The sequence below is a fragment of the Paenibacillus sp. J31P13 genome (assembly GCF_056269295.1).
In genome coordinates, this window is the sequence record NZ_JBWDNR010000004.1 from 256,664 (window position 1) to 282,051 (window position 25,388).

The 25,388-nt window shown below is 45.7% G+C and carries 24 protein-coding genes; 8 read left to right on the top strand and 16 right to left on the bottom strand.

What is annotated here, in order from left to right:
• Window positions 1–36: 36 nt before the first annotated feature.
• Window positions 37–708: a hypothetical protein gene (locus tag AC0YOD_RS15495; protein ID WP_475800225.1), complete on the bottom strand. Its 672-nt coding sequence runs from the start codon at window positions 706–708 to the stop codon at window positions 37–39.
• A 306-nt stretch (window positions 709–1,014) separates the two neighbouring features.
• Between AC0YOD_RS15495 and AC0YOD_RS15500 the strand changes: the two genes are divergently transcribed.
• Entirely contained in the window at window positions 1,015–1,146 is a 132-nt protein-coding gene (locus tag AC0YOD_RS15500) for a DUF4023 domain-containing protein (RefSeq protein WP_475800226.1), read from the top strand.
• 104 nt (window positions 1,147–1,250) lie between these two features.
• Here AC0YOD_RS15500 and AC0YOD_RS15505 read toward each other — a convergent pair whose 3' ends face one another.
• The 5 genes from AC0YOD_RS15505 to ggt form a co-directional block, all read right to left on the bottom strand.
• Window positions 1,251–1,577, bottom strand: coding sequence for a hypothetical protein (locus tag AC0YOD_RS15505; RefSeq protein WP_475800227.1), 327 nt, complete (start codon window positions 1,575–1,577; stop codon window positions 1,251–1,253).
• Between the two features lie 28 nt (window positions 1,578–1,605).
• Window positions 1,606–2,310 carry a pirin family protein gene (locus AC0YOD_RS15510; RefSeq protein WP_475800228.1) on the bottom strand — a complete coding sequence of 235 codons (705 nt, stop codon included), beginning with the start codon at window positions 2,308–2,310 and terminating at the stop codon, window positions 1,606–1,608.
• A 74-nt stretch (window positions 2,311–2,384) separates the two neighbouring features.
• The gene (locus AC0YOD_RS15515; protein ID WP_475800229.1) at window positions 2,385–3,278 is read right to left on the bottom strand and encodes a fumarylacetoacetate hydrolase family protein; all 894 of its coding nucleotides are present in this window, start codon (window positions 3,276–3,278) and stop codon (window positions 2,385–2,387) included.
• Window positions 3,248–4,459 carry an amidase gene (locus tag AC0YOD_RS15520; protein WP_475800230.1) on the bottom strand — a complete coding sequence of 404 codons (1,212 nt, stop codon included), beginning with the start codon at window positions 4,457–4,459 and terminating at the stop codon, window positions 3,248–3,250. The genes AC0YOD_RS15515 and AC0YOD_RS15520 overlap by 31 nt, the downstream gene beginning before the upstream one ends.
• A 33-nt stretch (window positions 4,460–4,492) precedes the next feature.
• Entirely contained in the window at window positions 4,493–6,091 is a 1,599-nt protein-coding gene (gene ggt, locus AC0YOD_RS15525) for a gamma-glutamyltransferase (RefSeq protein WP_475800231.1), read from the bottom strand.
• Window positions 6,092–6,325: 234 nt separating this feature from the next.
• Between ggt and AC0YOD_RS15530 the strand changes: the two genes are divergently transcribed.
• From AC0YOD_RS15530 to AC0YOD_RS15540, 3 genes are read left to right on the top strand one after another with little or no spacing between them, the layout of a single operon-like run.
• Complete coding sequence (locus AC0YOD_RS15530; RefSeq protein ID WP_475800232.1) at window positions 6,326–6,808, top strand: Lrp/AsnC family transcriptional regulator; 483 nt, start codon at window positions 6,326–6,328, stop codon at window positions 6,806–6,808.
• Window positions 6,809–6,811: 3 nt separating this feature from the next.
• A complete protein-coding gene (locus AC0YOD_RS15535; RefSeq protein WP_475800233.1) occupies window positions 6,812–7,447 on the top strand; it encodes a chromate transporter in 636 nt (211 codons plus the stop codon).
• The gene (locus AC0YOD_RS15540; RefSeq protein WP_475800234.1) at window positions 7,434–7,979 is read left to right on the top strand and encodes a chromate transporter; all 546 of its coding nucleotides are present in this window, start codon (window positions 7,434–7,436) and stop codon (window positions 7,977–7,979) included. The genes AC0YOD_RS15535 and AC0YOD_RS15540 overlap by 14 nt, the downstream gene beginning before the upstream one ends.
• Before the next feature lie 838 nt (window positions 7,980–8,817).
• Here the strand turns inward: AC0YOD_RS15540 and AC0YOD_RS15545 are convergent.
• From AC0YOD_RS15545 to AC0YOD_RS15555, 3 genes are read right to left on the bottom strand one after another with little or no spacing between them, the layout of a single operon-like run.
• Window positions 8,818–9,642 carry a sugar phosphate isomerase/epimerase family protein gene (locus AC0YOD_RS15545; protein WP_475800235.1) on the bottom strand — a complete coding sequence of 275 codons (825 nt, stop codon included), beginning with the start codon at window positions 9,640–9,642 and terminating at the stop codon, window positions 8,818–8,820.
• 20 nt (window positions 9,643–9,662) lie between these two features.
• On the bottom strand, window positions 9,663–10,490 hold the full coding sequence (gene yidC / locus AC0YOD_RS15550; RefSeq protein ID WP_475800236.1) for a membrane protein insertase YidC: 828 nt from the start codon (window positions 10,488–10,490) through the stop codon (window positions 9,663–9,665).
• Window positions 10,460–10,783, bottom strand: a complete 324-nt coding sequence (locus AC0YOD_RS15555; RefSeq protein WP_475800237.1) for a hypothetical protein — start codon at window positions 10,781–10,783, stop codon at window positions 10,460–10,462. Before AC0YOD_RS15555 ends, yidC begins: the two co-directional genes overlap by 31 nt.
• Window positions 10,784–10,996: 213 nt before the next feature.
• Between AC0YOD_RS15555 and AC0YOD_RS15560 the strand changes: the two genes are divergently transcribed.
• Together AC0YOD_RS15560 and AC0YOD_RS15565 are read left to right on the top strand one after the other, a co-directional pair.
• Window positions 10,997–12,499: an ABC transporter permease subunit gene (locus tag AC0YOD_RS15560; protein WP_475800238.1), complete on the top strand. Its 1,503-nt coding sequence runs from the start codon at window positions 10,997–10,999 to the stop codon at window positions 12,497–12,499.
• Complete coding sequence (locus AC0YOD_RS15565; protein WP_475800239.1) at window positions 12,492–13,214, top strand: amino acid ABC transporter ATP-binding protein; 723 nt, start codon at window positions 12,492–12,494, stop codon at window positions 13,212–13,214. The genes AC0YOD_RS15560 and AC0YOD_RS15565 overlap by 8 nt, the downstream gene beginning before the upstream one ends.
• Before the next feature lie 74 nt (window positions 13,215–13,288).
• On the opposite strand, the gene AC0YOD_RS15570 is transcribed toward AC0YOD_RS15565, so the two are convergent.
• The 6 genes from AC0YOD_RS15570 to AC0YOD_RS15595 form a co-directional block, all read right to left on the bottom strand.
• Window positions 13,289–14,389 (bottom strand): glycoside hydrolase family 88/105 protein, encoded by a 1,101-nt coding sequence (locus tag AC0YOD_RS15570; RefSeq protein ID WP_475800240.1) that lies wholly within the window; start codon window positions 14,387–14,389, stop codon window positions 13,289–13,291.
• Window positions 14,390–14,453: 64 nt separating this feature from the next.
• Window positions 14,454–15,581: a hypothetical protein gene (locus AC0YOD_RS15575; RefSeq protein WP_475800241.1), complete on the bottom strand. Its 1,128-nt coding sequence runs from the start codon at window positions 15,579–15,581 to the stop codon at window positions 14,454–14,456.
• An 18-nt stretch (window positions 15,582–15,599) separates the two neighbouring features.
• The gene (locus tag AC0YOD_RS15580) at window positions 15,600–16,475 is read right to left on the bottom strand and encodes a carbohydrate ABC transporter permease (RefSeq protein ID WP_475800242.1); all 876 of its coding nucleotides are present in this window, start codon (window positions 16,473–16,475) and stop codon (window positions 15,600–15,602) included.
• A 100-nt stretch (window positions 16,476–16,575) separates the two neighbouring features.
• Entirely contained in the window at window positions 16,576–17,526 is a 951-nt protein-coding gene (locus AC0YOD_RS15585) for an ABC transporter permease (protein ID WP_475800243.1), read from the bottom strand.
• 93 nt (window positions 17,527–17,619) lie between these two features.
• Complete coding sequence (locus AC0YOD_RS15590) at window positions 17,620–19,179, bottom strand: extracellular solute-binding protein (protein ID WP_475800244.1); 1,560 nt, start codon at window positions 19,177–19,179, stop codon at window positions 17,620–17,622.
• A 249-nt stretch (window positions 19,180–19,428) separates the two neighbouring features.
• Window positions 19,429–20,943: an extracellular solute-binding protein gene (locus AC0YOD_RS15595; protein ID WP_475800245.1), complete on the bottom strand. Its 1,515-nt coding sequence runs from the start codon at window positions 20,941–20,943 to the stop codon at window positions 19,429–19,431.
• Between the two features lie 144 nt (window positions 20,944–21,087).
• Between AC0YOD_RS15595 and AC0YOD_RS15600 the strand changes: the two genes are divergently transcribed.
• Both AC0YOD_RS15600 and AC0YOD_RS15605 read left to right on the top strand, forming a co-directional pair.
• On the top strand, window positions 21,088–23,391 hold the full coding sequence (locus AC0YOD_RS15600; RefSeq protein WP_475800246.1) for a helix-turn-helix domain-containing protein: 2,304 nt from the start codon (window positions 21,088–21,090) through the stop codon (window positions 23,389–23,391).
• A 91-nt stretch (window positions 23,392–23,482) separates the two neighbouring features.
• Window positions 23,483–23,902 (top strand): DUF1284 domain-containing protein, encoded by a 420-nt coding sequence (locus AC0YOD_RS15605; RefSeq protein WP_475800247.1) that lies wholly within the window; start codon window positions 23,483–23,485, stop codon window positions 23,900–23,902.
• A gap of 93 nt (window positions 23,903–23,995) precedes the next feature.
• Here AC0YOD_RS15605 and serS read toward each other — a convergent pair whose 3' ends face one another.
• Complete coding sequence (gene serS, locus AC0YOD_RS15610) at window positions 23,996–25,273, bottom strand: serine--tRNA ligase (protein WP_475800248.1); 1,278 nt, start codon at window positions 25,271–25,273, stop codon at window positions 23,996–23,998.
• Window positions 25,274–25,388: the final 115 nt, after the last annotated feature.

The window sequence follows — 25,388 nt, forward strand, 5'->3', positions numbered from 1 at the left end:
ACATTTCGTCCATGAAAGGCAAATTTCTGAACATTTTTAACAACTTTTTTCATCCTTTTTTTGTATATCCTCATAGTAAGCGAATAAAGTGTCAATTGGTTTGAAAAAGAGGTGCCCGTCCTCCCATGGCTGAAAATGCAAATCCATTCGAGAATCCTCCCAATTGACCGGGGTTCCCGCTGTATTCAGCTTGCCTGAGGCTGCCGGTTTTTCGATAACTGCCGGAAATTCTTGATAGCCAAAAAGCAGATTTTCGTGCATCGCGATGATTTCATATTTCGGTCCGAGGAATGCCTGCTCTTCCTGCAGCTGGTAATGATAATAAATATAACTAGCTGCTTTCTCCGGCTTTAAATGTGCTACTCTGCCAACTCGGCGCTCAACGGGCTCTTTCCTTTGCCAATGCTCACAGCTCACAGGCTCATTGAAATGAAATACATCGATCATCGGAATCCACTTTCGAGGCTTTAACTGTCCCGGCCAATCTTCTAGAAAGACCGACAAATCAGGTACCAGCTCTTCCGGTTCAATCTGCTCATGCATACACTCATAATATAGAAATAACTGACTTTCCCACTTAAAACAGCCAGCTGTCATAAGCTTACCCTGCTCAACGAGCAGCATCACGGTATTTTCGCCCTTAGCTGCCGCTATGCCTTGTACTTCGTATCCCTCTTTTAGCTGTGCTCGTGCGATTACTCTAAACATTATGTATGTCCCTCGCTCTGCCCATCTGGTCGTTTTTTTATTTAGTTTAGCGCTAATCGGGCAGATTGACTACGGGATTGTTGGATCGTTAGCATCCATCACGGCAGTTTGACCTCATTTACCTAAACTACAACCCCCTTCCTCATCTACATATTGTGTCAGTCTCTATAACAAGTCTATGCATGTCCGCATCAAAATAGATCAAATTTTACATAATGGTGTTTCAAACGCCTGATATTTTTATTTTTCGGATATTCTAATGAAGAAGACAAATACTGCAGCTTAGAGAAAGGAGTTGAAACAGATATGCTTAGCACAAAGGAGTTTGTCGATAAAATAAATGATACGCAGCATAAAGCGGAGTTAAATAAAAGACGTCATGGCAACGGCAACCCGAATGAAAGATTGCCAAACAAACAACATAGCACCAAAAAATAATGGCTACACATGAAATGAATACCCATTCTGATACCGCATAGAAAAAACCGTCTTGCTCCTATTCAACCAAAGTGATGAGGGAGTAAGACGGTTTTTTGCTCCAACTATGTGGCGTATAGATGGGGATAATAAGGGATGCTCGAAGCCGCATAAATGGTAAGAACGCCTTGCTCCTGATCGTATTCTACAGGACCATCCTTTACGTAATACCACGTTTTTAGTGTCGGCTCATCGTCAAAATGCGTGAAAACAAATACGTTCAGCTCTTCTTTATGCTTCAGCAGCTCCTCAATCATCCCGCTCCAAGGCAAATCGACTGTAAACTTCCAGCCGTCACCATGCGGAAAAAGCGTATAGGACACATCCTCCTTTGTGGAATCAATGAACATGCGCCCGCCCACAGCGTGCTTAACTAGAAATGTTTGTTTCATATCATGAATTCCTCCTTGGAAAGAAAGCTTAAGGCATATCAATAAGCATGAAAAAGACTGGTTCTGCGGCAGTAAGCAGAATCTCTTCTACTAGCTCTATATGTGCGGTGTCCCCTGAAGATAATGTTTCTCCAAGCACATCCAGCTCACCTTCAATGACAAACAGAAATAGCTTTCTATCCGCCTTAGCCTCAATCACGTAAGGCAAACTTTTACCAGACTCAAGCTTGCTTAAATAGATCGTCATATCTTGACCGATCCATGCAACGCCCTCCGAGGTTTGATGAGATACGACTGGCATTAAGGAGTTCATAAGCTTCTCCTTATCAAATCGGCTCGCCTCATAGGATGGCGCGACGCCGCGCTCCTTAGGCATGAACCACAACTGCAGCAGTCTAAGCTCATCTTCTGCCGATGCATTAAATTCCGTATGAATGACACCGCTGCCGGCAGACATGCGCTGCACCTCGCCAAATGAAGACTCAACAGCATTACCCATATTATCTTCATGCCTAATTCGACCATTCAGTACAATAGATACAATCTCCATGTCGCTATGCGGATGAGCACCAAAACCTCTGCCCGGAGCCAAATAATCATCATTGCAAACGCGCATCACGCCAAAGCCTGTTCGATTCGGGTCATAATATTCACCGAATGAGAAGCTTGGATGACTTCGCAGCCAACCGAGATCCGCCGAGTGACGCTCAGCAGCGGGAAATACGTTGATCATCGTCTCTCCTCCAAACAACTTTTCATTTACTTACTTATTTATAGCAGTTTTTAGAGAGGCAAGCAACCTGCTTTTTATTGGGCGTCACGTACAGGATTGAGCAGCGGCTCAAATCCGTCTATCCGGCATTCTACAATATCACCATCACGAATCACGACTGGTCCAGGGGTGCCCGTCATAATCATATCGCCTGGGAGCAATGTCATCACCTGTGAATGAAACGCGATGGAGAACCATGGGCGAAATTTCATATTAAATACTTTGTTGCGATGAGCCGTTTCACCATTAAGAGCCGTCTCCACCCAAATTTCCAAAGGATCAGGATACTCATCCTTCGTAATCAATTGCGGTCCAAAGCTGCAAAAGGTATCAAAGCTCTTCGCTCTCGTTAAGTATCGCTGATTTCTAAAATGTATATCTGCGGCCGTTACATCAATCGTTGTCGTATAGCCGACGATGGCATCATAGGCTTCCTCTTCTGAAATGTTTTTGCACATTTTCCCTATAATAATGCCCAGCTCGCCTTCCGCAGTGATTCGCCCCATTGCTGGCGGAATGCGAATGGCGTCAAGGGGACCGATGAGCGTTGTATCTGGCTTCATGAAGCTGACAGGCTCTTCTCTTGGATCAATCGTCTCAAGCTCAGCCGCATCATTCACATAATTATGGCCGATCCCCCATATTTTGCGAGGGTGACGATATAGTGGTCCATAATCAGCTTCGTGATAGGGAATAAACGCCAATCGCTCTACTTCCTCTTTTCCCCCATCATTGTACCACTCAGTCAATTTCTCCAATTCGCCAAGCCGGATCAGTTCAAACATTTCTGTACTCCAGCTCATGCCCTCGGCTTCATTTAGTGTGTCAATAAGCACAAGACCATTAACGCTTGTAATGGCTGCAAGCTCCTGCCCTTTTATTTTAACGGTAGATAACCTCATTGCTGCTCGCTCCCCTTCCTGCTCCATTCCAACATCTCTTTGTCTACTATTTGAGCTACCCACTCCAGCAGCCTTATGTCTTGATAACGCCCTCCAATAAAGGATAATCCGATGGGACAGCCTCCCTCGCCCATAACGGGTACCGTAATTTGAGGCAGCCCGGAGAGTCCCGCCACACAGCTCATTTCCATTGTCAGCATGCGTCTCTGCTCTACTTCCGCTCCTGATCGCTCTAATAAAGAAGCGATAGCCGGTACAGTAGGAATAATAAGCACGGCATCATCGCTGAGCAGCCTATTCATTTTTTCACGTATGCCCTCACGCTTGGCGAAGGCTTCCTCGTTATCCTCACGTTTCAGACCGCTCGCCCATAGGAATCTTTCTGCAATACCTGGTCCAAATGAAGGATTTTCCCTCTTGATCCACTCACCATGCTCTTCCCAAATTTCAATTCCTTGTATGCTTCGAAAAGCATCCATCCACCCCCGCAGCCCTTCCGGTGCAAGCACGAGCTCCTCCTGTTGAGCAGCTAACTTGCGTAGCATCGGAAGAAAGTGAGAAAGTGCCTCCTTAGAAGGCTCATCAGGAAGTCCCCATAGGTCTGTTGCAACTATCATTCGAGAGAAAGGAGCATTATGCTTGGGCTGCTCCGCAAGAAGCACATACCCTACTTCAAGCAGCGTTTGTGCATCATTTGCCATCCACCCTACCGTATCAAAACTTGGCGCCAGAGGGATCAGTCCGCACGCATCAACTGCGCCATGTGTGGGCCTTATACCATAAATACCGCAATATGCTGAAGGTACTCGAACCGATCCGCCAGTATCGGTGCCAAGAGCAAAGTCAACTAGTCCCGCTGACACAGCAACCGCAGAACCGCTGGATGATCCTCCGGGTATGCGTCCCTCTGCTTTGGGATTAATCGGCGTGCCGTAATGAGCATTTTCTCCGTTTATGCTATACATGATTTCATCCGTAATGGTCGTTCCTTCCAACCGAGCTCCACTGCCTAGCAAGCGTTGAATGACCGCAGCATGAGCGTCTGACGGACCGTGCGATCGCAGCCAATCTGGATTTCCCGCCCCTGACGTATAGCCTTCAATGGCATATACATCCTTGACCGCAAATGTTTTGCCGCTCAATCTGCCAGCAGCTGTCGGCTCTACAACCAGCTGTTCATTTATATAAGCATTCCAGCTCCGCTTCATTTCTCTCCACCTCTATTTAACAGTCATTGATCACTACCAACCAATTGCTGATCCATCGCATCGCGGGTCTGATCCACCCTGCAAGAAGCCCTGTTCGTCGCGCATAATCGCATGGGCATGACCCATAATACCGTCAAAATTTTTAACTTTTCGTACGAAATGCCCCGCGTTTGCTAGTGATTCCAGAACATGAGCAGACACACGTCCTTCTATTTTCAGTTCTTGCGTCGGCTGACCCCAAGTTCGTCCCCATACCCATCTCGGCTCATTAATCGCTTGCTGAGGGTTCATGCCATAGTCAATCATTCGGGTGAATATAGCAGTCTGAGTCTGCGGCTGACCCTCTCCTCCTTGTGTGCCGTACAAGACAGCAGGCTTTCCATCGCGGCATGCCATTGCTGGCATGAGCGTATGAAAGGTACGTTTTGCAGGCTTTAAGCTATTTACATGATTGGGATCAAGAGAGAAGTAAGAACCACGGTTCTGCAGCAAAACCCCCGTATTGCCTGCAACAACGCCAGATCCGAATTCAAAATAGAGGCTTTGAATGAAGGAGACAGAATTCCCCTCCTCATCCATAACAGCCGCATAAGCAGTATCACTGCCAAGCACCTCTGACTTCTCAGAAGAGGCTTGATTAAGTTCTATACCAGCAGCTAGTTTCGCTGCATAGTTTTTGTCCAGCAGCTGTTCCATTGGAATGTTGGTATAAGCAGGATCGGACAAATATTTGTTCCGATCACGAAAGCTAAGCTTAAGCGCCTCTATACATAGCTGATAGTAATCATGAGAGCCGTGCTCGATGCCTTTCAAATTAAATTGCTCTAAAATATGAAGAGCCATAATACCGGAGAAGCCCTGTGAGTTTGGGGGCATTTGAAAGAGTGAATAACCTCTGTAGGAGCCTTCAATCGGATTCACCCAATCACCATGATGATCCGCAAAGTCATCCGCGGTGAGCAAACCGCCGTTTAAATCGAGGAAATCTGTTATTTCCTTTGCTGTTTCTCCCTTATAAAACTCATCACGTCCAAATTCCGCTAATCGCTTTAACGTCTTAGCAAGAGCAAGCTGCTTAAATCGCTTGCCCACTGCTGCTGGCTGACCCCCTGGTAAATAAATATCTGCCGTTTCAAGCGTCCTTGCCAGCACCGCTTCATTATGAACCGTATTATTGTACTGATCATTCGACATTGCAAAACCATCTTCGGCATATTGAATGGCCCCAGCAAGAACCTGTGCCCAGCTCAAACGCCCGTACTCCCGATGAACAGCATCCCATCCATCAACCATCCCAGGTACAGTCACAATACTCCCAATTCCTCGTGTCGGTATGGCTCCCAAACCATCAAATGCAGCTATGTTCGCCTTATACCCCGACCTGCCGCTTGCATTGTAGCCGCGAATCTTACCCTCTGAATGATGATAACTAAGCCAAAAGGAGTCGCCTCCGAGACTAGTCATATGCGGATAAACAACCGCTAAGCATGCACTGACAGCAACCGCTGCATCAAATGCATTGCCTCCTTGCTCTAATATTCGAGCACCTGCCGCTGTAGCTAAATAATGCGGACTTACGACCATTGCTTTTGTACCAACGACGGACTGATTCACAGCTACCACCCCCCACATGTATAAAAAAAGAAAAGTTCAGATGTTATTTTTATGATGACAGATAACCTAACATAAGTATATAAAAATAAAATAACATCTAGCGGGTTGGTAGGCAACTAAAAAGTAAGCATTTTAAACACTTTGTATTGAAAACGATTGCTATTGTGTATATATTAATACGTATGGTAATTCAAATTGGATATTAGATGACAAAGTGAATAAATAGAATCTTGAAAAGGAGTGGGTACTTACATGCAGTCCAAACCGAATGAAGAGACCGTCTCTATTGAAATAGACGATATCGATCGTAAAATCATCGCTGAACTGAATATCAATGGAAGAATTTCTTACACGGATCTTGCGAAGGAGATCGGTTTATCCCGCGTTGCCGTCCAAGCCCGAATAAATACACTCATGGATGGAGGCGTAATTGAACGCTTCACCGCTGTTATTAATCCCGATAAAATTGGTATTCACGTTTCCGCTTTTTTCAATGTTGAGGTTGAACCAAAGCACCTGCATGAAGTCGCTGACCAGCTATCAACGGAGCCGTTCGTCACAAGCCTCTACCACATGACAGGCCCCAGCAAGCTTCATATGCACGGATTGTTCCGCAACAATCAGGAGATGGAGCATTTTATGAGAGAAAAGCTATACAAGCTGCCCGGCATCATGAGTGTCGACTGCCAGGTGCTGATAAATCGGTATAAGAGCCGTATGGGAATGAGGTTATAGCATATGAGAAGCAACGGCTTGAATAACCCTTATATGCAGCTTACTTGGGCGATGATGAAGACTGGAATACTCGGATACGGTGGCGGCCCCTCCGTTATTCCGCTTATTCGCTATGAAGCTGTTACGAATTACAAATGGATAGAAGATGAAGAGTTCGGTGAGATTCTTGCTCTTGCTAACGCTTTGCCAGGTCCTATTGCAACGAAGATTGCGGCTTATCTCGGCTATCGGGAGAAGGGAACGCTGGGTGCAATCATAGCCGTTCTTGCACATATTGTACCTTCGGGACTAGCAATGATTTTACTGCTAACAACCGTACAATTTCTGAGCAGCGCAGCCTTCATTCAAGGAATGATCGGCGCAGTCACGCCTGTAATCGCCGTCATGCTTGGCATGATGGCGTATGAGTTCGGTGAGCGCGCTGTGAAGGGATTAGGGAAATACGTTGGATTTGGATTTTTCGCTCTAGCATTCGCGCTCTTGCAAGGTGTACATATTCACCCTGCCATCGTCATTCTATTATTTCTTGGATACGGTGCATTTCACTTAAGGACAGTTGCTGCCCTTAAACGGAGAAAAGAAAGAAAACAGCTGCAAAAAGCGGGTGAAAAGGAGGGTGTAACGCGTGGATTGGATTAATTTAATTATTGGCTTCTTTATCGCGAATGTGCTTGGATATGGCGGCGGCCCTGCTTCCATCCCGCTTATGTACCGAGAAATCGTAACAAACCATGAGTGGACAACACCCGTGGAGTTTTCAAACATTTTAGCATTAGGCAACGCGCTTCCCGGTCCAATTGCGACAAAGATCGCAGCATTTGTCGGTTATGATGTCGGTGGCATATTCGGTTCCATCGTCGCTTTGGCTGCAACGATTGTCCCTTCAGCTGTCGCGCTAATTCTTCTGCTTAAAGTGCTTCAGAAGCATCGTCAATCTCCTGTCGTAAAAGGGCTAACGATGCTCGTTCAGCCTGTCATTGCCGTGATGATGCTCCTGCTAACTTGGCAAATGGCGCAAAGCTCTATCGAGTCAATCGGCATCATTCAATCCCTTATTATTGCAGCAGTTGCCTTCTGGGCGATGCAATTCCGCAAAATCCACCCTGCTATCGTCATCTTAATCGCGTTCGCTTACGGCGGACTTGTCATTCCGCATTTGAATGTTCTGTAAGAGAAGCATTTGAGATGAACAAAAAAAATGACTTAAAACCATTGAGACTATCAATGGCTTTAGGTCTTTTTTTCCACCTCTATGCAGAAAAGCCGGAACGATTGTTGATGCTTCTTCTGTTTAGATCCACTGAGGTGTTTATCTCCTTTGAGGTGTGGGTTTAGCGGACATGACGTCCTCTATTCGTACAAATACACACAATAATGTATTTTTACGGACATAGGAGCCTTTATTGGTTGTAAATTGGAGTAAATAAGCCTATTTGGATAGATATAACGACTCCTATGTCCGCTAGTCCTCTAACACAAGTGCTTTTGCCAAAATAGCGGATCTGTGGTCCGCTTAAGTGTTCTATTTACTCTAATACGCCATGCTCCAGGCAGAATCAGTCCTATTTACTCTGATACCGCGCGCTTCAGACAGAATCAGTCTTCTTTACTCTGATACGCTACGCTTCAGGCAGAATCAGTCCTCTTTACTCTGATACCGCGCGCTTCAGACAGAATCAGTCTTCTTTACTCTGATACCGCGCGCTTCAGACAGAATCAGTCTTCTTTACTCTGATACTCTGGTACGCATGCTTCAGTCAGAATCTAAATCATCTTTGTCATCATGTTCACCAAACGCTCATCAATTCGTTACATGCTATGATTACGAGCTTGATGTCTCCCGTATTTCGACATTAAGTTACTATTGAATAGGATTTAATCTTGGGATCTAAGGAGCTAAGGAGCTAAGGAGCTAAGGAGCTAAGGATCTAAGGATCTACTTATGAACAAAACAAAAAAACAGCAGTCCTGCGGTTCCCCCACTGGTCTACTGTTTTCACTTCAACTATTTATACTCGTCCGCGAATTCCGTCGATATAAGCCTTAGCCTCTCTCATCTGATGTTCCTTCGCTTCCTCCATAATAATCTGCACATGAGGCTTGTACTGATTAAGAAGCTTCATATACAGCTCGTAATTCATTTTGCCGAAACCAGCTGGTACCGTAATCAGCTCACCGCTATCTGGCAAAATGCGATCCTTCGCATGGGCAGCGATTATGCGCCCGCCTAGCAAATGGAAAGCTTCCTCGATTACTTCATCTTGTCTTGCGAAGTTCTCAGTCGTCAGCAGGTTGCCGGGATCAAGCACAACACCAATATTAGAAGAAGGAACCTCCTCCAGCATGCGAGCAAGCTCGGGAGCTGTGCCGATTAAATGGTCGTTCGCCGCCTCTAAGCCGACAAATACGCCCCATTTCTCTGCTTCCTCGACAAGCTCCTCCAGCGTTGCTTTCATGACGGACCAATCACGGTCGGTGTAGTCTCCGCCCTCATTACGTCCTGTTTCCGCAGCTACCATCGGCGCTCCAAAGAACTTAGCGTAACGAAGCAGCTCTTTGAATCGATTCACGTTAGCACGGCGAAGCTCTTCATCACGGTCAAACAAGTGAACATAACACCCAAGCACGGAAATCTTTACGCCGTTTTTGTCGAATTGCTCGCCAATCGCATTAGCAAGACCCGGACTTATGTTGCCGGGCTTGCTGAAATCAACATCGCTAATCGCTTTCCACAGCGCAAGCTGTACATGGCTGAAGCCGCTTGCGGCTACTTTCGGAGCAAGCTCCTTATAAGGCAGGCTTCCGAATAAATGAGCTAATACACCGACTGACATGAACAAATCGTCTCCTTCGTTTACACGCTGCCTTTAAGCGGCCCAACCTCCACCTTAGGCATGTATATTCTTTTGGCAAGATAAGACTGCGCAATCATAAATAAACCGCCTGTAACCCAGTACAGAGAGATAGCTGCAGGCGCATTCAAAGCGAATACTCCCATTAGAATCGGTGATAAATAGCCCATGAAAGCTAGCTGCTTCTGCTGTGCAGCATTCGCTCCCGGCTGAGGCTGCTGCGACACCTTGAATTGAACAAAGTATACAATCGCAGCGAGAATAGGAAGCACAATATCCGGCGAACCCAGCTTAAACCAAAGGAAGGAATGATCCGCAAGCTCAGGCGTGAGCCTAATAGCGGAATACAAGCCCATCAAAATAGGCATTTGGATGAGCATCGGCAAGCAGCCGATAGCAAGCGGATTGACCTGATGCTTCTGGTAAAGCTGCATCGTTTCCTGTTGGATCTTCTGCTTCGTTTCCGTATCCGTTTTTCCTTTGTACTTCTCTTTAATCTTCTGCAATTCCGGCTGCAAAACAGCCATCTTCACTTTCATTTGCTGCTGTGAACGGAATTGACGCATCATAAGCGGCAACAGAACTAGTCTGATAATGAGCGTGATCCCCATAATCGCGAAACCGTAATTACCGTGAAACATATCTGCAAGGTATTGAAGAACAAAAGACAGCGGGAAAATGACATAGTGGTTAAAAAAGCCCGGCGTATCGCCGTCAATTGTACCGCTAGCTGTACCGCACCCGCTTATAAGAAGTAAACCTGCCAGCATCATGCCGGCTAATAACAGACGACCATATTTTAATGAAGGGAATACATTGCTTTTTTGCATAAAAATCCTCCTCGTTTGTTTGAAAATAGCGCAACAAACGAGGCGAAGCAGTCTGCAATGTCGTCATCCGGTGATTCCTTTCGTTTCACTTTTCTAGCTAGCCAGCGATGAATTGGAACGGTATGGAAAAGCATTTGCGGCAATGCGATAAACAAAATCTGGATAGACTGTTGACGTTCCCAGTAATCATATGCGCCTGAATGAAGATGCGAGGCATAGGCATAGGCCAAGGAACAAAGCAAACTAATGGAAAACAAATACGGTATAATGTCATGCAGCTCAAGCTCAAACAATGTATTCACCTCCCTTCCTAGAAAAAATAGATTTTATTACTTATGGATAGTATAACAGTAAAACCCTCCCAAATACGAAACATGTATTGGATAATCTGTTACAAAACCATTCGAGTTGGTTATTTACAAAGGATGGTCATAATCATATAATTTCTAAGTCGATTGTACTTCCTTAACCATAAGGAAAAACTAACTTAGAAGAAAGAGGACATCATGAATCGAAAAAAGTTATCCCTTTTATGTGTATCGCTCATCGTCATGGTTGTTCTGTTTCTGAACATTGGCGGTGCGTTTCAGCTTGGACAAGCTGATTCATTAACAGTAAGCGCGGAAAGCGCTGCTGATACTCAGCCGACCGGTCAGAAAAAGACACTAGTGATGGGCACTTCGCCAGATTATCCGCCCTACGAAAGTGTAGATGCGATAAATAGCGGTGAAATCATCGGTCTAGATATCGATATTGCCAAGTATATCACCAGCGAACTCGGATATGAACTGAAAATATCTAGCATGGATTTTAATGGTCTTGTTGCCGCGCTTCAAACGAACCGCGTAGACTTTGTTATGTCCGGCATGTCAGCAACGGAAGAGCGTAAACAGAGCGTTGCTTTCTCTGATAGCTATTACGCAGCTCGCAATGCCATTGTCTCAAAAAAATCAGTGTCACTGGATACGGAGGAATCCCTTTCCGGTAAAAGAGTCGGTTCTCAGCTAGGCTCTACACAGGATTTATATGCAGAAACGATCCCAGGCGCCGTTATCAAAAAACTCAATAAAATTCCTGATCTCATTCAAGAGCTCAAAACAAACCGTATTGATGCAGCCATTGTAGAAGATGCTGTGGCTATCGAAATGATAGCTTCCAATCCCGATCTCGTTATGAATTTCCTTCCGGCTGACTCAGCGGAAAATGGCTATGCTATCGCTTTTCCTAAGCAGTCTGCTCTTGTCGATGAATTTAACGGCGTGCTCACAGAGATGTCTGAAAACGGCAAGCTCGATGAGATTACTCAGAAGTGGTTCGCAAGTGAAAAGGAAGAGTCGTCCGATAAGCTGCTCAATTTGGACTTCAGCATACTCAAAGGCTATATTCCTTATATTTTGAAGGGTGTTTATGTCACGCTCCTCTTCACGCTTGTCTCAGCTTTATTCGGACTCGTGTGGGGCAGTATTTTATCCCTATTCAAAATATCCGGCGTTAAGCCATTGGAATGGTTTGCAACTGCCTATACATCTGTATTCCGCGGCACGCCGCTGCTGGTACAGCTCATGATTATTTACTACGCGACCCCGCAGCTATTCAACTATGACATACCTGCGCTCATGGCCGCTGGACTTGCATTTGGTCTCAATTCTGCCGCTTATTTATCTGAAACGATCAGAGGCGGCATCATGTCTGTCGATAAAGGGCAGCGAGAGGCTTCCATTGCACTCGGCGTCCCTTATCGCAAAATGATGATACGCATCATTTTGCCGCAGGCGCTGCGCAATATTTTACCAGCACTCGTGAATGAATGCGTTGCTTTGCTAAAAGAATCGTCGCTCGTATCCGTTATCGGTGTAGCCGATTTAATGCGACGCGCTGACGTTGTAAGATCAAGCACATTCCGTTCGTTCGAAGTGCTGCTATTCATCGCTGCCATTTACTACGTTCTCGTGCTTATTCTAACCTCGTTTGCTCGTATGCTCGAAAGGAGGCTGCGTCGCAGTGATTGAAGTAACTGACTTGACCAAAACCTTCGGCAAAAACCAAGTGCTGAAAGGTATTACAACGACGATAGAAAAAGGAGAGGTTGTTGCGCTGATCGGACCTTCCGGCTCAGGCAAATCCACCTTTCTCCGCTGCATAAATTTACTGGAGACACCAACTTCAGGGACCATCACGATTGATGGCACTACCATAACGAAACCAAAAACCGATATCGCCCGTACGCGTCAGCGCATTGGTATGGTATTTCAGCATTTTCACCTATTTCCTCATATGACGGTCATGGAGAACATTACTTTTGCTCCCATTCAAGTCAAAGGCTTGTCGCAAGAGGAAGCGCGTAGCAAAGCCAAAGAGCTGCTGGCACGCGTCGGCTTATCGGACAAGGCTGACAGCTATCCGTCACGTCTGTCCGGCGGACAGAAGCAGCGAGTCGCTATCGCTAGAAGCTTAGCGATGGAGCCCGATATTATGCTGTTCGATGAGCCTACTTCGGCACTCGATCCCGAGATGGTTAAGGAAGTACTGAACGTTATTCGCGGTCTTGCCCATAGTGGTATGACGATGCTTATCGTGACGCATGAGATGAAATTCGCCCGTGAAGCCGCCGATACCATCTATTTCCTAGATGACGGAAAGCTCGTTGAGCGTTCGAAGCCCGAGCAGTTCTTCACCAAGCCGCAAAGCGAACGCGCATCGCGGTTTCTGGAGCAGGTGCTCTAAGTCCCTTGTTCTTGAACGGCTTGTAAACACTTTAGAAAAAGCTCTACAGCTATAGCAGCTGTAGAGCTTTTTCGCTATTCTTTCGCAATCAACGACTGCATTTCGACACAAGCCATGACGAAAGCGCCAACGCCGTGTAAATCATTCTGTGAAGTTGGACGTGTAACATAGTTTTCATAGTCGCCCGCAGAGGTGCCAATGCAAATGTCAGGCAAAATAAAGTGATGTTGATCATCGAATTGAACGACCTCAACTAATCCCTGAAACCCGCGCTTCGCTGCCTCTAAGCATTCCTCGCCGACAATGCCCCATTTATATGCTCTGGCCAATGTGTATACGAACAAGCAGGTACAGGAGGTTTCCAGCCAATTATCGCCCAGATGACCCTTATCTATCACCTGATACCAGAGTCCGCTTTCCTTATCCTGATAGCGAACCAGAGCCTCAGCAAAATCAGCGAGCGACTTCTTCAATTCAGCGCGGCCCGCTTCACCTTCTGAGAGTTCATCTAGAAATTGTGCCACAGCAAGACCATACCAACCGAGCGAGCGCCCCCAAAACTCTGGTGAACAGCCCGTTACCGGATCAGCCCAAGGCATCTGCTTGCTCTCATCCCATGCATGATAGAGCAAACCCGTTTCCTCATCTCGCATATAGCGCCGCATCAGCCCCTCTTGGTGCAGCACCATTTCGCGCAAGCAAGGCTCATTGTAAGCATTCGCATATTTTAACGCGAACACGCCACCCATATATAATCCATCCAGCCACATATTATAGGCATATTTGTCCTTATGCCAGAAGCCGCCTTCTGAAGTCCGGTGAAGAGTATTGAACAGGCTGCGAAGCTTATCTGCTGCAATGCGGTATTTACGCTCTCCGTACTTCTCGTCTAATCGGAATAATAGCAATCCCACTTGAATAGCATCCAGTTCATCACGCGCAAAGTCGAAGTTGCCATTCTCGTCTACGAGCTTATCCACGTACCGTTTAATATAGGCTTCATAACGCTCATCCACTTCTGCTTGACAGAGCAGCTCCATCCCACAAAGAAATACGCCTTGATGATAATGCCAGCGGTTCGCTGGTGGAAGCTCTTCAGGCAAATAAGTACTCATTAAGGAGTCGCAAGCTGCTTTTGCCCACTCCAATGGGGTCATCTTCACATTCTGTATCATCAATATATTTCTCCTCTCCATTCGCACCGTTATTTCCCAGTAAATAACTCCTTATTTATTGCTCTTAGTCTATTTCTTTATTTATCTCATCATAGAAAGATTTAAAATGCGTTGCACCAAGGGATGGAGCCTCTGCTCCAATTAATTGATAGCATAACGAACGAATGAGCAGCGCCTGTGAAGCCGCATTCATATCGCCCTCTACCTTCCCTTCGCTCAAATGGACAGGCTTTGGCATATCAGTATAGAATTCTCCATCCTTAATTTGTGCCACATTAGGTGCCGAAGGGGAATGAGCAAGCTCTCGTGAGAAGCCTCCGTCTGAACGGAGCAGCATACTCATATTGTAGAGGGTTGTTTGTACAATCAGCAGCAGCTCCTCCTTGGTCATCATAGGCTTCGTATAGGATAGTAAATGAATGGGGTTGCGAATATAGCACATATCGCTCGCCTTCTCGCTGCGCAATGCTTGCAAGAGCGAGGCATACATCTGATCAGACCTTGGCATAAACGTTTCAAAGCGATTGTAAAAGGTGTGCAGCTTGAACGTACCAGAAATACGTACATATAGAGATCCTTCACCCCACAAACCGCTATCCTTGTCCTGAATGTCCTCGAAAAAACGAAATGCCATCTGAACAAAGTGATTCTGGATCGGCTCCTTCAACTGCTTAATATAGATGCTCGAGCAAGCGAGTCGATCACATCCACGCCAACTGTTGCTAAGATCCATTCCCTGCAGCCAGTCCAAATAATGAAGAGGCGAGCTCATATAGGAAGGCGAATCTTCTTCCAGGTGGGGCAGCGGATATATCGGCTCCCTTCCAAGCTTGCGAAGCGCATTCGCGCTATAGCCTACCGCCCTGGCTACCATCACTTCATCCTCACGCATGCTAGGATCAGCATCATAAAAATATCCTGACGGCTCCTGCCTGCATTGAAAGAAATGAATCAACTTATTTCTGATCTGAGCAGGCATCGCGGCTAGCAATCCAAGCCGCTCCAACATATTAATCGCTTGAGCCGTCGATTCAATATCGGGTGTGCGTCCTTGCCTTAGACGAGAGCTGCGGGCATAATAAAAGCCTCCGCTCGCCTCGTCATATTGCCCTGCTAGCCATGGGCTCAAATCTCTAAAAAGTCCTTCCATATCATGTAGAAGTACCTGAAGCTCTCCCTTACTCGCTATCATACGAGCATCTCCCTGCTATCACCCTTTAATTGATCCCAGCATGGCACCTTTTGCGAAATGCTTCTGCAGGAACGGATATACGATTAGAATGGGTATTGTAGCGACCACGATAACAGCCATCTTTACGGTCTGATCCGGCGGCGGTACAGCACCATCAAGATTAGAGCTGTAATCAAGTCCGCTTGCCAGGACGACAATTTGGCGAAGCAGAACCTGTATCGGCCACTTTGCGCTGTCATTTAAGTAAAGAATGGCGTTTAAATAGGTGTTCCAGTAAGTAACGGCATAGAACAATGAAATAGTCGCAATCGCCGGCATTGAAAGCGGTAAAACAATGCGGAACAATATACCGAAGTCGCTGCAACCATCGATTTTTGCCGATTCCTCAAGACCTTCCGGAATGTTTTGAAAAAAGTTTTTTAAAATAATTAGGTTAAAGGCACTGATGGCTGATGGAATAATTAGCGCCAAATAGCTATCAATCAACCCCATCTCCCGCACGACGAGAAACGAAGGAATGAGTCCTCCACTGAACAGCATCGTGAATACAACGAGAAACATAATCGCTTTGCGTCCGTCCAAATCTCTTCGCGATAGGCCATAGCCCATCAGAGCTGTTGTGAACATACTGAAGAGTGTCCCGACTATAGTGACTCCGGTTGAGACAGCCATCGCCCGAAAAATCGTATCGGTGGAGAAAATAAATTTATACGCCTCAAAGCTCCAAATCCTCGGAATCAGGATGAATTTCTTCATCGCCATCTCAGCGCTAGTCGTGAACGATCCTGCAACAACATGCAGGAATGGAAGCACTGTAATGAGCGCAATAATGGCTAGTAGTGTGAAGTTCACAATCGAGAATAATCGGCCGCTCACTGTTTTATCCTCTACCATGTTGATCCCTGCCCTTCTAAAAGTTATTCGAAGAAAAAACGACATACCCAAACCTGCATGTTAAACTTCTCGAAGGCATGCAGGCAACGCAGCTTTGACCTTAATAAACGCCTTCCTCGCCCATTTTCTTCGCCAGCTTGTTAGCAGCGATAACGAGAACGAGACCGATAAGTGATTTGAAAAGACCAATTGCTGTGCTATAGCTGAATTTCCCTTGCCTTAAGCCTGCCGTGTAGACGTAGGTATCGATAATTTCCGCTACTTCTCGGTTCATGGAGTTTAGCATCAGGTACACATGCTCGAAGCCAAGCTCTAGCACATCGCCTATTTTGAGAATCAGCAAAATAATAATGACACTGCGGATAGCAGGAAGTGTAATATGCCATACTTGTCTAAGGCGTCCTGCTCCATCCATACGTGCTGCTTCATACAAACCAGGATCTACCGAGGCGATAGCCGCCAAATATATAATCGTTCCCCAACCCGCTTCCCGCCATATGACCTGAATGATATACGTTGGTCTGAACCACTCGGGGCTGAGCAGGAAATTGATTTTTTCGAATCCAAAGTAAACAAGTAATTCATTCACAATACCGCCGTCAGAGGTCAGCATAACGAAACTGATGGATACGATAATGACCCAAGACATAAAATGCGGCAAATAAACAAGCGTCTGAAAGGTCTTCTTGAAAAAGGATAATCGAACTTCGTTAAGCATAAGTGCCAATATAATGGGTACCGGAAAAAAGAATAGTAAGTTCATGCCGAACAACAACAAGGTATTGGTTAAAATATTTAAAAAATCAGGCTCTGAAAATAATCGCTCGAAATGTTTGAAGCCTACCCATTCGCTTCCGCCTATTCCCTTAAATGGCTTGTAGTCCTGAAACGCAATCACAAGCCCAAACATCGGAATATATTTAAAAATAATAAAGAACAAAACACCTGGCAACAGCATGACGTAGAGCCATTTGTTTTTCCAAAGACGTTTCTTAAGCTCACTCGTTCTAGGCTGAGGAACTCTGGTCAGCTGAATATCGGCTTCCTGCATATTGGTTCTTCCTTTCCAGGTGAAGTTGAGAGGCTGCTCGGTCTACCTTGCAGCCTCTTCGACATCGCTATAACAGTTGTAATGGTCTAGCCGTTATTTTTTGTAGGCTGCATTATACTCTTCAATGATCTGGGCTCCGCCGCGTGATTTCCAGCTTTCAACCGCTTTGTCGAATCCAGCTTTATCAATTTGTCCATAAATGTACTTGTATGTCGCATCTTTGATGAGTTCTTGAAGCTCTGTACCCTTTTCCGTGTACGTAGCTGAATCAAGTGCAGCTGTAGGGTCAGCAATGGCTATCTTCTCATTTTGAACGATAAGCTCTTCCGCATGAATACGCGCAGGAAGCTCATTCAGCGATTCATACATGCCATTTGTTTCGGCCTCGCCGATCACGCTGTCCTTAAATCCTTTCACTTCGCGCTCAGTCAGCTCTTTGTCCGCTGATGCTTTTGCCTTTCCATCCACCACTGTATAATGTGTGCCTTCAATACCCCAGAACATCATGTTCGCAACTTCAGGTGTCATCAATTTATCTAAGAACGCCAATACTTTTTTGAGCTCCGCTTCGTCTTTGATCGCGGATTTCGGCAGCAATGCTACGTTGTTATAACCGGGAATGGACCATGATGTTGTTTGTCCGTTTGGACCCGCCACCATACTGTGCGTATCTACAACTGCTGTCGGTATATTTTTAGTAAGGTCCTTCACGAGGGAATCAACATCCTGCATAGAACCGATGTAAACACCTGCTTTACCGCTTGTAAACATATTGACTTGATCTGTTTTACTCGTAGCTAAGAAGTCGACGTTCATTGCTTTCGCATCACGAATCTTCTTCATAAAGTCCATGGAAGCAACGTATTCAGGAGTCATAAAGTCTGGTACGAGCTGTCCGTCCTTCTCGCCCCAGTTATTTGCTGTGCCGTACCAGCCTGCAATTGTTTTGAATGCACCGTAAATCAAGTCGTTACGATCGGCTAAACCTACCGTGTCAGCTTGACCATTGCCGTCTGGATCGCCAGTTGTAAATTTTTCTATCATGTTATACAGCTCATCTACATTGGCAGGTGCGCTAATGCCCAGCTTATCTGCCCAATCCTTACGATAGATCATCCCTTGACGAGCAAGCGGTCTGCCGATATAAACGGAATATAGCTTACCGTCAACTTTTGTATTGTTAAGAATTTCTTCCTTCAGCTTCCCTAGGTTCGGAAATTCGCTAAGGTAGGGACCGATTTCCCAGAACTGTCCATCACGAATCGCTTCCTTCATTTGTACGAAGGTCGCTTGGTTCTTCAAATAAGTAATTTGCGGTAATGAGCCTGTTGCGAAGGAAGCATTCAACTTCTCCTCGTACGTATCAGCTGGGAAGAATTGATAAGTAAGCTTCGTGTTTGTCAGCTTCTCAATTTCATTTTTTATTGTATCTGGCGGTGTCTCTGCGATGTTAAGAGGCAGCATAATTGTAATTTCTGTAGGTTTCTCTGGCTCTGCCGGCTTTGCCGTTTCTTCTGTCTTTGTTCCGCTGTCATTGCTAGGTGCTGGCGTCGTCTTGTTATTTCCGCCATTATTGCCCCCTGAACAGGCAGATAGCAGCAAACTAAATGTCAGTACTACACCCATCAGAATCGAAAACGATTTTTTCTTCATACAGCGTTGACCTCCATATATCGTTTTGGTTGGTACATCTCAAAGCTACCATCCCCGATGAGAGTGCCGAAACAATCATTTGGACTGCTTGACGCTGTTTTATCCCGGATCTGAGTTAATGATTATTGCCTTCGCAAATGACACATGGCGCGTTTCCCTCCTCAGGTTATCGCCTGAGAGCAGAAAAATAGCCGTGAAGAGCTCCAATTGGGGGCTCTTCACGGCTATTTGCGGCATTTAACCCGCATACTACTTTTTAAAATAAGCATCTGTGTATTCACTCATCATCATGCTGCCTCCGCTGCGCTTCCAGCGATCAACTTCCTTATAGAACTCTTCTGCATCGATTTGACCTAAAATATATTTATATGTCGCATCAGAAATGATTTTGTACAGCTCCACACTCTTCTCATCGTAGGTCTTCGATTCCAGCCCAATGGTAGGGTCTTTGACGATAAACTTATCATTATCCGCACTGAGACGATCCGCCAGTTCCCACATCGTCTCCTTCTCTGCTACCTTAAGCACATTAGGGTTGCTAAGGTCAGCGATCATTAGCGTATAGAATGGATTGACCTCACTTACTCGCAGCTGTGAGGTCTCTTCTGGCAGCAGCACTTTCTGGCCGCTTAATTGATAATGCTTACCTTCAATGCCGTAAATCATGAGATTGGCAACATCCTTATCCATCGTGCGATCAAAGAAAGCGAGCTGCTCCAGCAATTCCTCCTCCGTGCGAATAGCCTTCTTCGAAAATAAGTACAGTCCGTTATAATTCGGAATCGACCAAACACGGTATCCTTCCGGTCCTTGAATGCGATTGACTAGCGTAAAACGCGCATCCGGATTGATCTGTTTCGCTTCATCCGATAGCCGCTGGACGTCTGTCATACTCCCAATAAAGACGCCGCCAGCGCCTCGAATCACTTTATCGCGCTGCATTTCCTTGCTAGTAACGGCAAAATCATTGTTTAGCAGCTTCTCATCATACAGCCGCTTCATAAAGTTCATCGTATCCATATAAGCTGCCGTCTCAAATTCCGGTACGACCGCCTTATCGACAATGCCCCAATTATTCGGCGTGCCGAAGTACGAGCTTAGCGTCTTGAAGGCTCCGAACACGAGATCATTGCGATCAGCGAGCCCAACGGTATCATTTTGACCATTCTTATCGGGATCGAGCCATGTAAATTGTTTAATGACTTCATAAAGCTCATCTATGGAGCTCGGGGCTTCCAGCCCAAGATTATCAAGCCAATCCTCGCGTAAAATAATGCCTTGTCTAGAGGAGGGGCGTTCCGTATAAAGCCCATAAATTCGTCCATCTACAGCGGCTTGTCTCAAAATTTCTGCATTCAAATGACGGAGATTCGGAAACTGCTCCAAATACGGTCCAATCTCCCAAAATGAGCCTGATCGAATCGCATTTTTCACAAAAAAGTAATCGGTATGCTTCACGAAGGTAACTTTCTTCAATGAATTAGTAGAGAGAGAGGTATTCATTTTATCGGTATAAATACCGTCAGGAACCCAGTTGATTTCCAGCTTTGTATTCGTTAATTTCTCAATTTGAGCGATTATCTCATTACTAGGCGGATGCGGAAAATGTAGCGGAGTCATGATCGAAATCGTTGGTCTCTGATCATTTTTCTTCCCCTCGGCTGCGGATGTTCCCGTATCGCAAGAGGTACATAGGACAAGGAATGCCAGCAAAATGAAAATGCTGCTTTTGCGATAGAATACGTGCAGCCAACCGTTGCTCATGGGAATCCTCCTTGTTTTAAAAGCATTTTTTGACCATAATCTAAGATGATGATTATTTGTGAGACATATGATTATTGATCAAAATGTATGCGTTTACTAAAATTGATCTAATGATTATTTCATTCTAGCAAAGGTGTTGGTGCTGTGCGGTCCTTAAGCTTTCTTAGCAAAATGATGATCTTCGGTATTCTGCTCAGCACGCTCCCTGTTATTTTCATTGGCGCTTTTTCTTACGTTACATCATCCAATGAAATCCAGAAAAATGTAAATGCAGGGAAAATGAAACTGATCATGCAAATTAACTCAAATGTAGAGCAGAAGTTGACGACTGTCAACCATACGCTTAACCAAGTCATTAATTCGACGGTGCTGAAAAGAGCGATGAATCAACCGCTCACCGTAAATGAATTTATGATCTATGATGATCTGCGAAATGAAATCCGGCATATGCAATCCTTCGATACGAAGCTTGAGGATGTCATCCTTATCAACGAGCGGCATAACTGGATGATCAAAAATTCAGGCCTCTATTCTTTCAAGGAATATTCTTATCACGATGAGCTTGCGAGCTTGATCCAATTGCCGGAGAGCTCGTCATGGGTGCTGAATCCATCAAGCTGGTTCTATACAGAGGAAGCTTCGGGAAGCGCTGCTTGCAGCTATAGTATTAGCTTGGTGAAAAGACTGCCTATATCCGGGCTTGAGAAATACGGATTAGCGCTGGCGAACATTCCTGTATGCAGCCTGCAAGATTTGCTGGAGCCAGATAAGGATCACTATTCCAATATGATGATATTGGATGAACAATATCGTATTTTGCTGCATCATGATCAGTCGCTCATTGGCAAGTCTGTACAAGAGAGCGGATTAACGATCGGTCAATTAACGGAGCCTTCCGGTCAGTTCACTGCGCCCATTGATCAGAAGGACTATTCGATTACCTATTACCGTTCGGATTTGAATGGCTGGACTTATCTCTCCGTAACCTCCATTGCGAGCATTACGAAGGAATCTACTAAAATCGGCACCTACACGCTTTACGTTTGTCTGTTCATGCTCATATTCTCTATGCTGCTTGCATGGTTCATCTCTCGCCGCATGTATTCACCTATTCAGCTGCTGCTTAACCAAATGGGCGAGCGGCTAACGGACATACAAAAGCGCAAAACAAATGAATTTCAAGCAATTGGCGAGCGGGTCACCCATCTTTTCCAGTCCAAATCGCAGCTTGAACAGGAGGTTCGTCAGCATATTTCACAGGTGCGTACCTTCTTTTTCATGAAAGCTTTTCAAGGGAGCATCAAGCAAAGCAAAATACCGGAGAAGCTCATTCAATTCGGCTATGGCGCGCAAATAGAGAACTGGAAGACGATGGCCGCTATAACGCTGCAAATCGATTTTCTCGATAACAGCCGCTATTCCAAGGATGACCTGGAGCTCTTGCTATTCGCGGTTCATAACATCCTTGAGGAGCTCATTCCTTCCGATCAACGCTTAGCTCCTGTGATTATGGATCAAACCATTGTAACGATTATCGGAAGCTTGAAGACCGATCCTGCTGAATTTCATCATGAAGCCTTTTCATTGACCGAGCATTTGCAGCAGCAAATTCTAAGCAGCTTGAACGTGCAGGTCAGCATTGGCATAAGTTTGCCATTCAACAATATTTCTACCATTTCCATTGCCTATCGCGAAGGTCTTGAGGCGCTTAAGCATCGGATGAAATTAGGCGAAGGCATCATTATTCAATATGCGAATATCAATGCAGGCAAGCACTATCTGAACCTAAATTATCCCCTGCATATTGAAAATGAGCTTATGGATGCTATTAAACTCGCCGAGAAGGATAACGCCAAGGAGCTGCTGAAGAGCTTTCTTCAAGCCGTGTTCGCAGCGGAACTGTCCCCTCAGGAATATCAGATTCCGCTCGCACGTCTATTAAATAATTTACTTATAGTCATGCAGGAGTCAGGGGTTAGCTTAAATCAAATCCATCCTATGAAGGGATCACTGCTGGAGGAACTGCTCGAGCTGCATACGGCAGCAGAAATTGAGGATTGGTTCTGGGTACAGGTTGTCTATCCGCTCATTAAAATATTTAAGGATAGGCAAGAGGCGCAGTATCATAATATTTCCGAGAAAATTATCGATCTCGTGCAGCATCACTATGATACCGATTTGACGTTAGAGGAGTGTGCATCACGCCTTCACTACAATGCCAATTATTTGAGCAGTGTCTTCCGCAAGGAAACCAACTATTCCTTTAGTGAATATTTGTCCATGTATCGTTTCAAAATGGCGAAGACATGGCTTGCTGACAGCGATCTCCCTATTAAGGATATCGCCAGTAAGCTGCGCTATAATAATCCGCAAAACTTTATCCGTTCTTTCCGCAAGCAGGAGGGCACGACGCCGGGGCAGTATCGCGAGAAAAAACGAAGCGGCTAAGGGAGCTTATGAAATTCATTGTTTTTAGTCAACTTAAATTTATGATAAAATGGTTAACATATTATTGTTTATCATAAGGAGTTTTCTAAATATGACGATTTCACTAAGAGGACATCATCTCCTTTGTCTGTTAGGGTATCGAGGAATGGGCTACTCTGCTGATTTTTGTGTAAATATGACGAATATATATGAGACGCTTCGGCAGAATCCCGAATCAGAAGTTGAGATTGTTATCGGACCGGACGATGTTTGCCAAGCTTATCCCCCTGACAAATCGTACCACTGTGAAGGAACCGTATATGAATTGGATCAGGCGGTATTAACCAAGCTTGGCCTGCGTGCCAATGAGCGCGGGAGCTGGGAATCGATATGCAGCCGTGTAGCCGCACGGATGATCCCATCCGACATTAGCCTGCTATGCATAACTTGCCCTTGGGAAAAGTATGGTGTCTGCCAAGAAGGTGTAGGACTAATCAAGGAGGGTCTTCCGCTGCCGAAAGTGGGGACCTGAGGTGGCCCACAATTCATCAGCATTCATCCCTCCATTAGGTACAGAAGAGGCGTCAAGGAGGTGCTCAAAGCACCCTCTTGACGCCTCTTCTTTTTATTTAACAGCTAAGCGAGTTAAACCATGCATATAGGGCTGCAGCGCTGCCGGAATGCGAATCGAGCCATCCTCTTCTTGATGAGTTTCAAGAAGGGGAATAAGGATACGCGGGCTGGCTACTGCTGTATTGTTTAGCGTGTGACAAAACCTCAGCACTCCGTCTTCATCCCTATAGCGGATATTCGAGCGCCGAGCTTGGAAGTCATGCAGGTTCGACGATGAATGTGTCTCCCCGTAAGCCTGGCGGCTTGGCATCCACGTCTCGATATCGAATTGTTTATACGTCTTCTGCGACATATCACCCGTACATACACTCATTACCCGATAAGGAAGCTCCAGACATTGGAGAAATTCCTCCGCATTGGCGGTAATTTCCTGCAGCAGTGCTTCCGACAATTGAGGTTCGGCTTTACAAACGATAACCTGCTCCACCTTCGCAAACTGGTGAACCCGATACAAGCCGTGCACATCTCGACCCGCCGAGCCAACCTCGCTGCGAAAACATACCGAGGCAGCGGCAAGCTTTATCGGATTTTCAGCATCAACGATGTCATTGGCATAATAAGAAACCATCGGAACCTCCGATGTGCCCACCAGCCATTTATCATCGGGTAATGGGTAGGCTTGATCCTCACCTAACGGGAAATATCCCGTATTTCTCATTGCGTCCGAACGCACCATTAAAGGTACCTCCAGCAGCTCAAAGCCTTTTTTCACGAGCAAATCAACTGCCAGCTGCTGCACTGCCCGATGAAGCAGAACCCCAGCTCCCTTCAAATAATAGCTGCGAGTACCCGCCGTCTTCACTCCGCGCCCCGTGTCGATCATGTCATGAAGCTCCCCTAGTGCCATATGATCCTTCAACTGAAAGGGAAAGCTTGGCGCCTCACCAACACGTCTCATTTCCACATTATCCTCATCCGAGCGCCCAATCGGCGTATCTTCCGACACGACATTAGGCACGAGCTGCATGAGCTCCATAAACTGCCTATCGGCAACTGACAATTCAGCCTCGACAATTTCTAGCTTATCATTAGTTTCCTTAACGCTTAGCTTCGTCTCTTCTGCCTCCTTGAAGGCTTTTTGCCTAACAAGCACACCAATGTCATACGACAGCTTGTTTCGCGTTTCTCTTAATCCCTCAGCTTCCTGCAAAAGAACCTTCTTCCGCCCATCTCGTTCCATCAGCTCCGCTATGGATATCCGAATCCCTTTCCCATCAGCAACCCTTTGAACCTGTTCGTGATTTTGTCTAATCCATTTCATGTCCAGCATGACACCGCGCTCCTTTTCGTTAAAAAAATACAAAAAACGCCCTCATCCCTATGGGACGAGGAGCGTTTTTTACTCGCGGTGCCACCCAAATTGACAGAACAGACAAGCTGTTCTA

Excerpts from the sequence above, each read along its gene's own strand:
- AC0YOD_RS15545 (WP_475800235.1), bottom strand. The coding sequence starts at position 9,642 with ATGTCAGTCGGTGTATTAGCTCATTTATTCGGAAGCCTGCCTTATAAG.
- AC0YOD_RS15580 (WP_475800242.1), bottom strand. The coding sequence starts at position 16,475 with ATGGTAGAGGATAAAACAGTGAGCGGCCGATTATTCTCGATTGTGAAC.
- AC0YOD_RS15590 (WP_475800244.1), bottom strand. The coding sequence starts at position 19,179 with ATGAAGAAAAAATCGTTTTCGATTCTGATGGGTGTAGTACTGACATTT.
- AC0YOD_RS15510 (WP_475800228.1), bottom strand. The coding sequence starts at position 2,310 with ATGATCAACGTATTTCCCGCTGCTGAGCGTCACTCGGCGGATCTCGGT.
- AC0YOD_RS15515 (WP_475800229.1), bottom strand. The coding sequence starts at position 3,278 with ATGGAGCAGGAAGGGGAGCGAGCAGCAATGAGGTTATCTACCGTTAAA.
- AC0YOD_RS15520 (WP_475800230.1), bottom strand. The coding sequence starts at position 4,459 with ATGAAGCGGAGCTGGAATGCTTATATAAATGAACAGCTGGTTGTAGAG.
- serS (WP_475800248.1), bottom strand. The coding sequence starts at position 25,273 with ATGCTGGACATGAAATGGATTAGACAAAATCACGAACAGGTTCAAAGG.
- AC0YOD_RS15585 (WP_475800243.1), bottom strand. The coding sequence starts at position 17,526 with ATGCAGGAAGCCGATATTCAGCTGACCAGAGTTCCTCAGCCTAGAACG.
- AC0YOD_RS15570 (WP_475800240.1), bottom strand. The coding sequence starts at position 14,389 with ATGATACAGAATGTGAAGATGACCCCATTGGAGTGGGCAAAAGCAGCT.
- AC0YOD_RS15560 (WP_475800238.1), top strand. The coding sequence starts at position 10,997 with ATGAATCGAAAAAAGTTATCCCTTTTATGTGTATCGCTCATCGTCATG.
- AC0YOD_RS15495 (WP_475800225.1), bottom strand. The coding sequence starts at position 708 with ATGTTTAGAGTAATCGCACGAGCACAGCTAAAAGAGGGATACGAAGTA.
- AC0YOD_RS15500 (WP_475800226.1), top strand. The coding sequence starts at position 1,015 with ATGCTTAGCACAAAGGAGTTTGTCGATAAAATAAATGATACGCAGCAT.
- ggt (WP_475800231.1), bottom strand. The coding sequence starts at position 6,091 with ATGTGGGGGGTGGTAGCTGTGAATCAGTCCGTCGTTGGTACAAAAGCA.
- yidC (WP_475800236.1), bottom strand. The coding sequence starts at position 10,490 with ATGCAAAAAAGCAATGTATTCCCTTCATTAAAATATGGTCGTCTGTTA.
- AC0YOD_RS15530 (WP_475800232.1), top strand. The coding sequence starts at position 6,326 with ATGCAGTCCAAACCGAATGAAGAGACCGTCTCTATTGAAATAGACGAT.
- AC0YOD_RS15535 (WP_475800233.1), top strand. The coding sequence starts at position 6,812 with ATGAGAAGCAACGGCTTGAATAACCCTTATATGCAGCTTACTTGGGCG.
- AC0YOD_RS15595 (WP_475800245.1), bottom strand. The coding sequence starts at position 20,943 with ATGAGCAACGGTTGGCTGCACGTATTCTATCGCAAAAGCAGCATTTTC.
- AC0YOD_RS15505 (WP_475800227.1), bottom strand. The coding sequence starts at position 1,577 with ATGAAACAAACATTTCTAGTTAAGCACGCTGTGGGCGGGCGCATGTTC.
- AC0YOD_RS15605 (WP_475800247.1), top strand. The coding sequence starts at position 23,483 with ATGACGATTTCACTAAGAGGACATCATCTCCTTTGTCTGTTAGGGTAT.
- AC0YOD_RS15575 (WP_475800241.1), bottom strand. The coding sequence starts at position 15,581 with ATGATAGCGAGTAAGGGAGAGCTTCAGGTACTTCTACATGATATGGAA.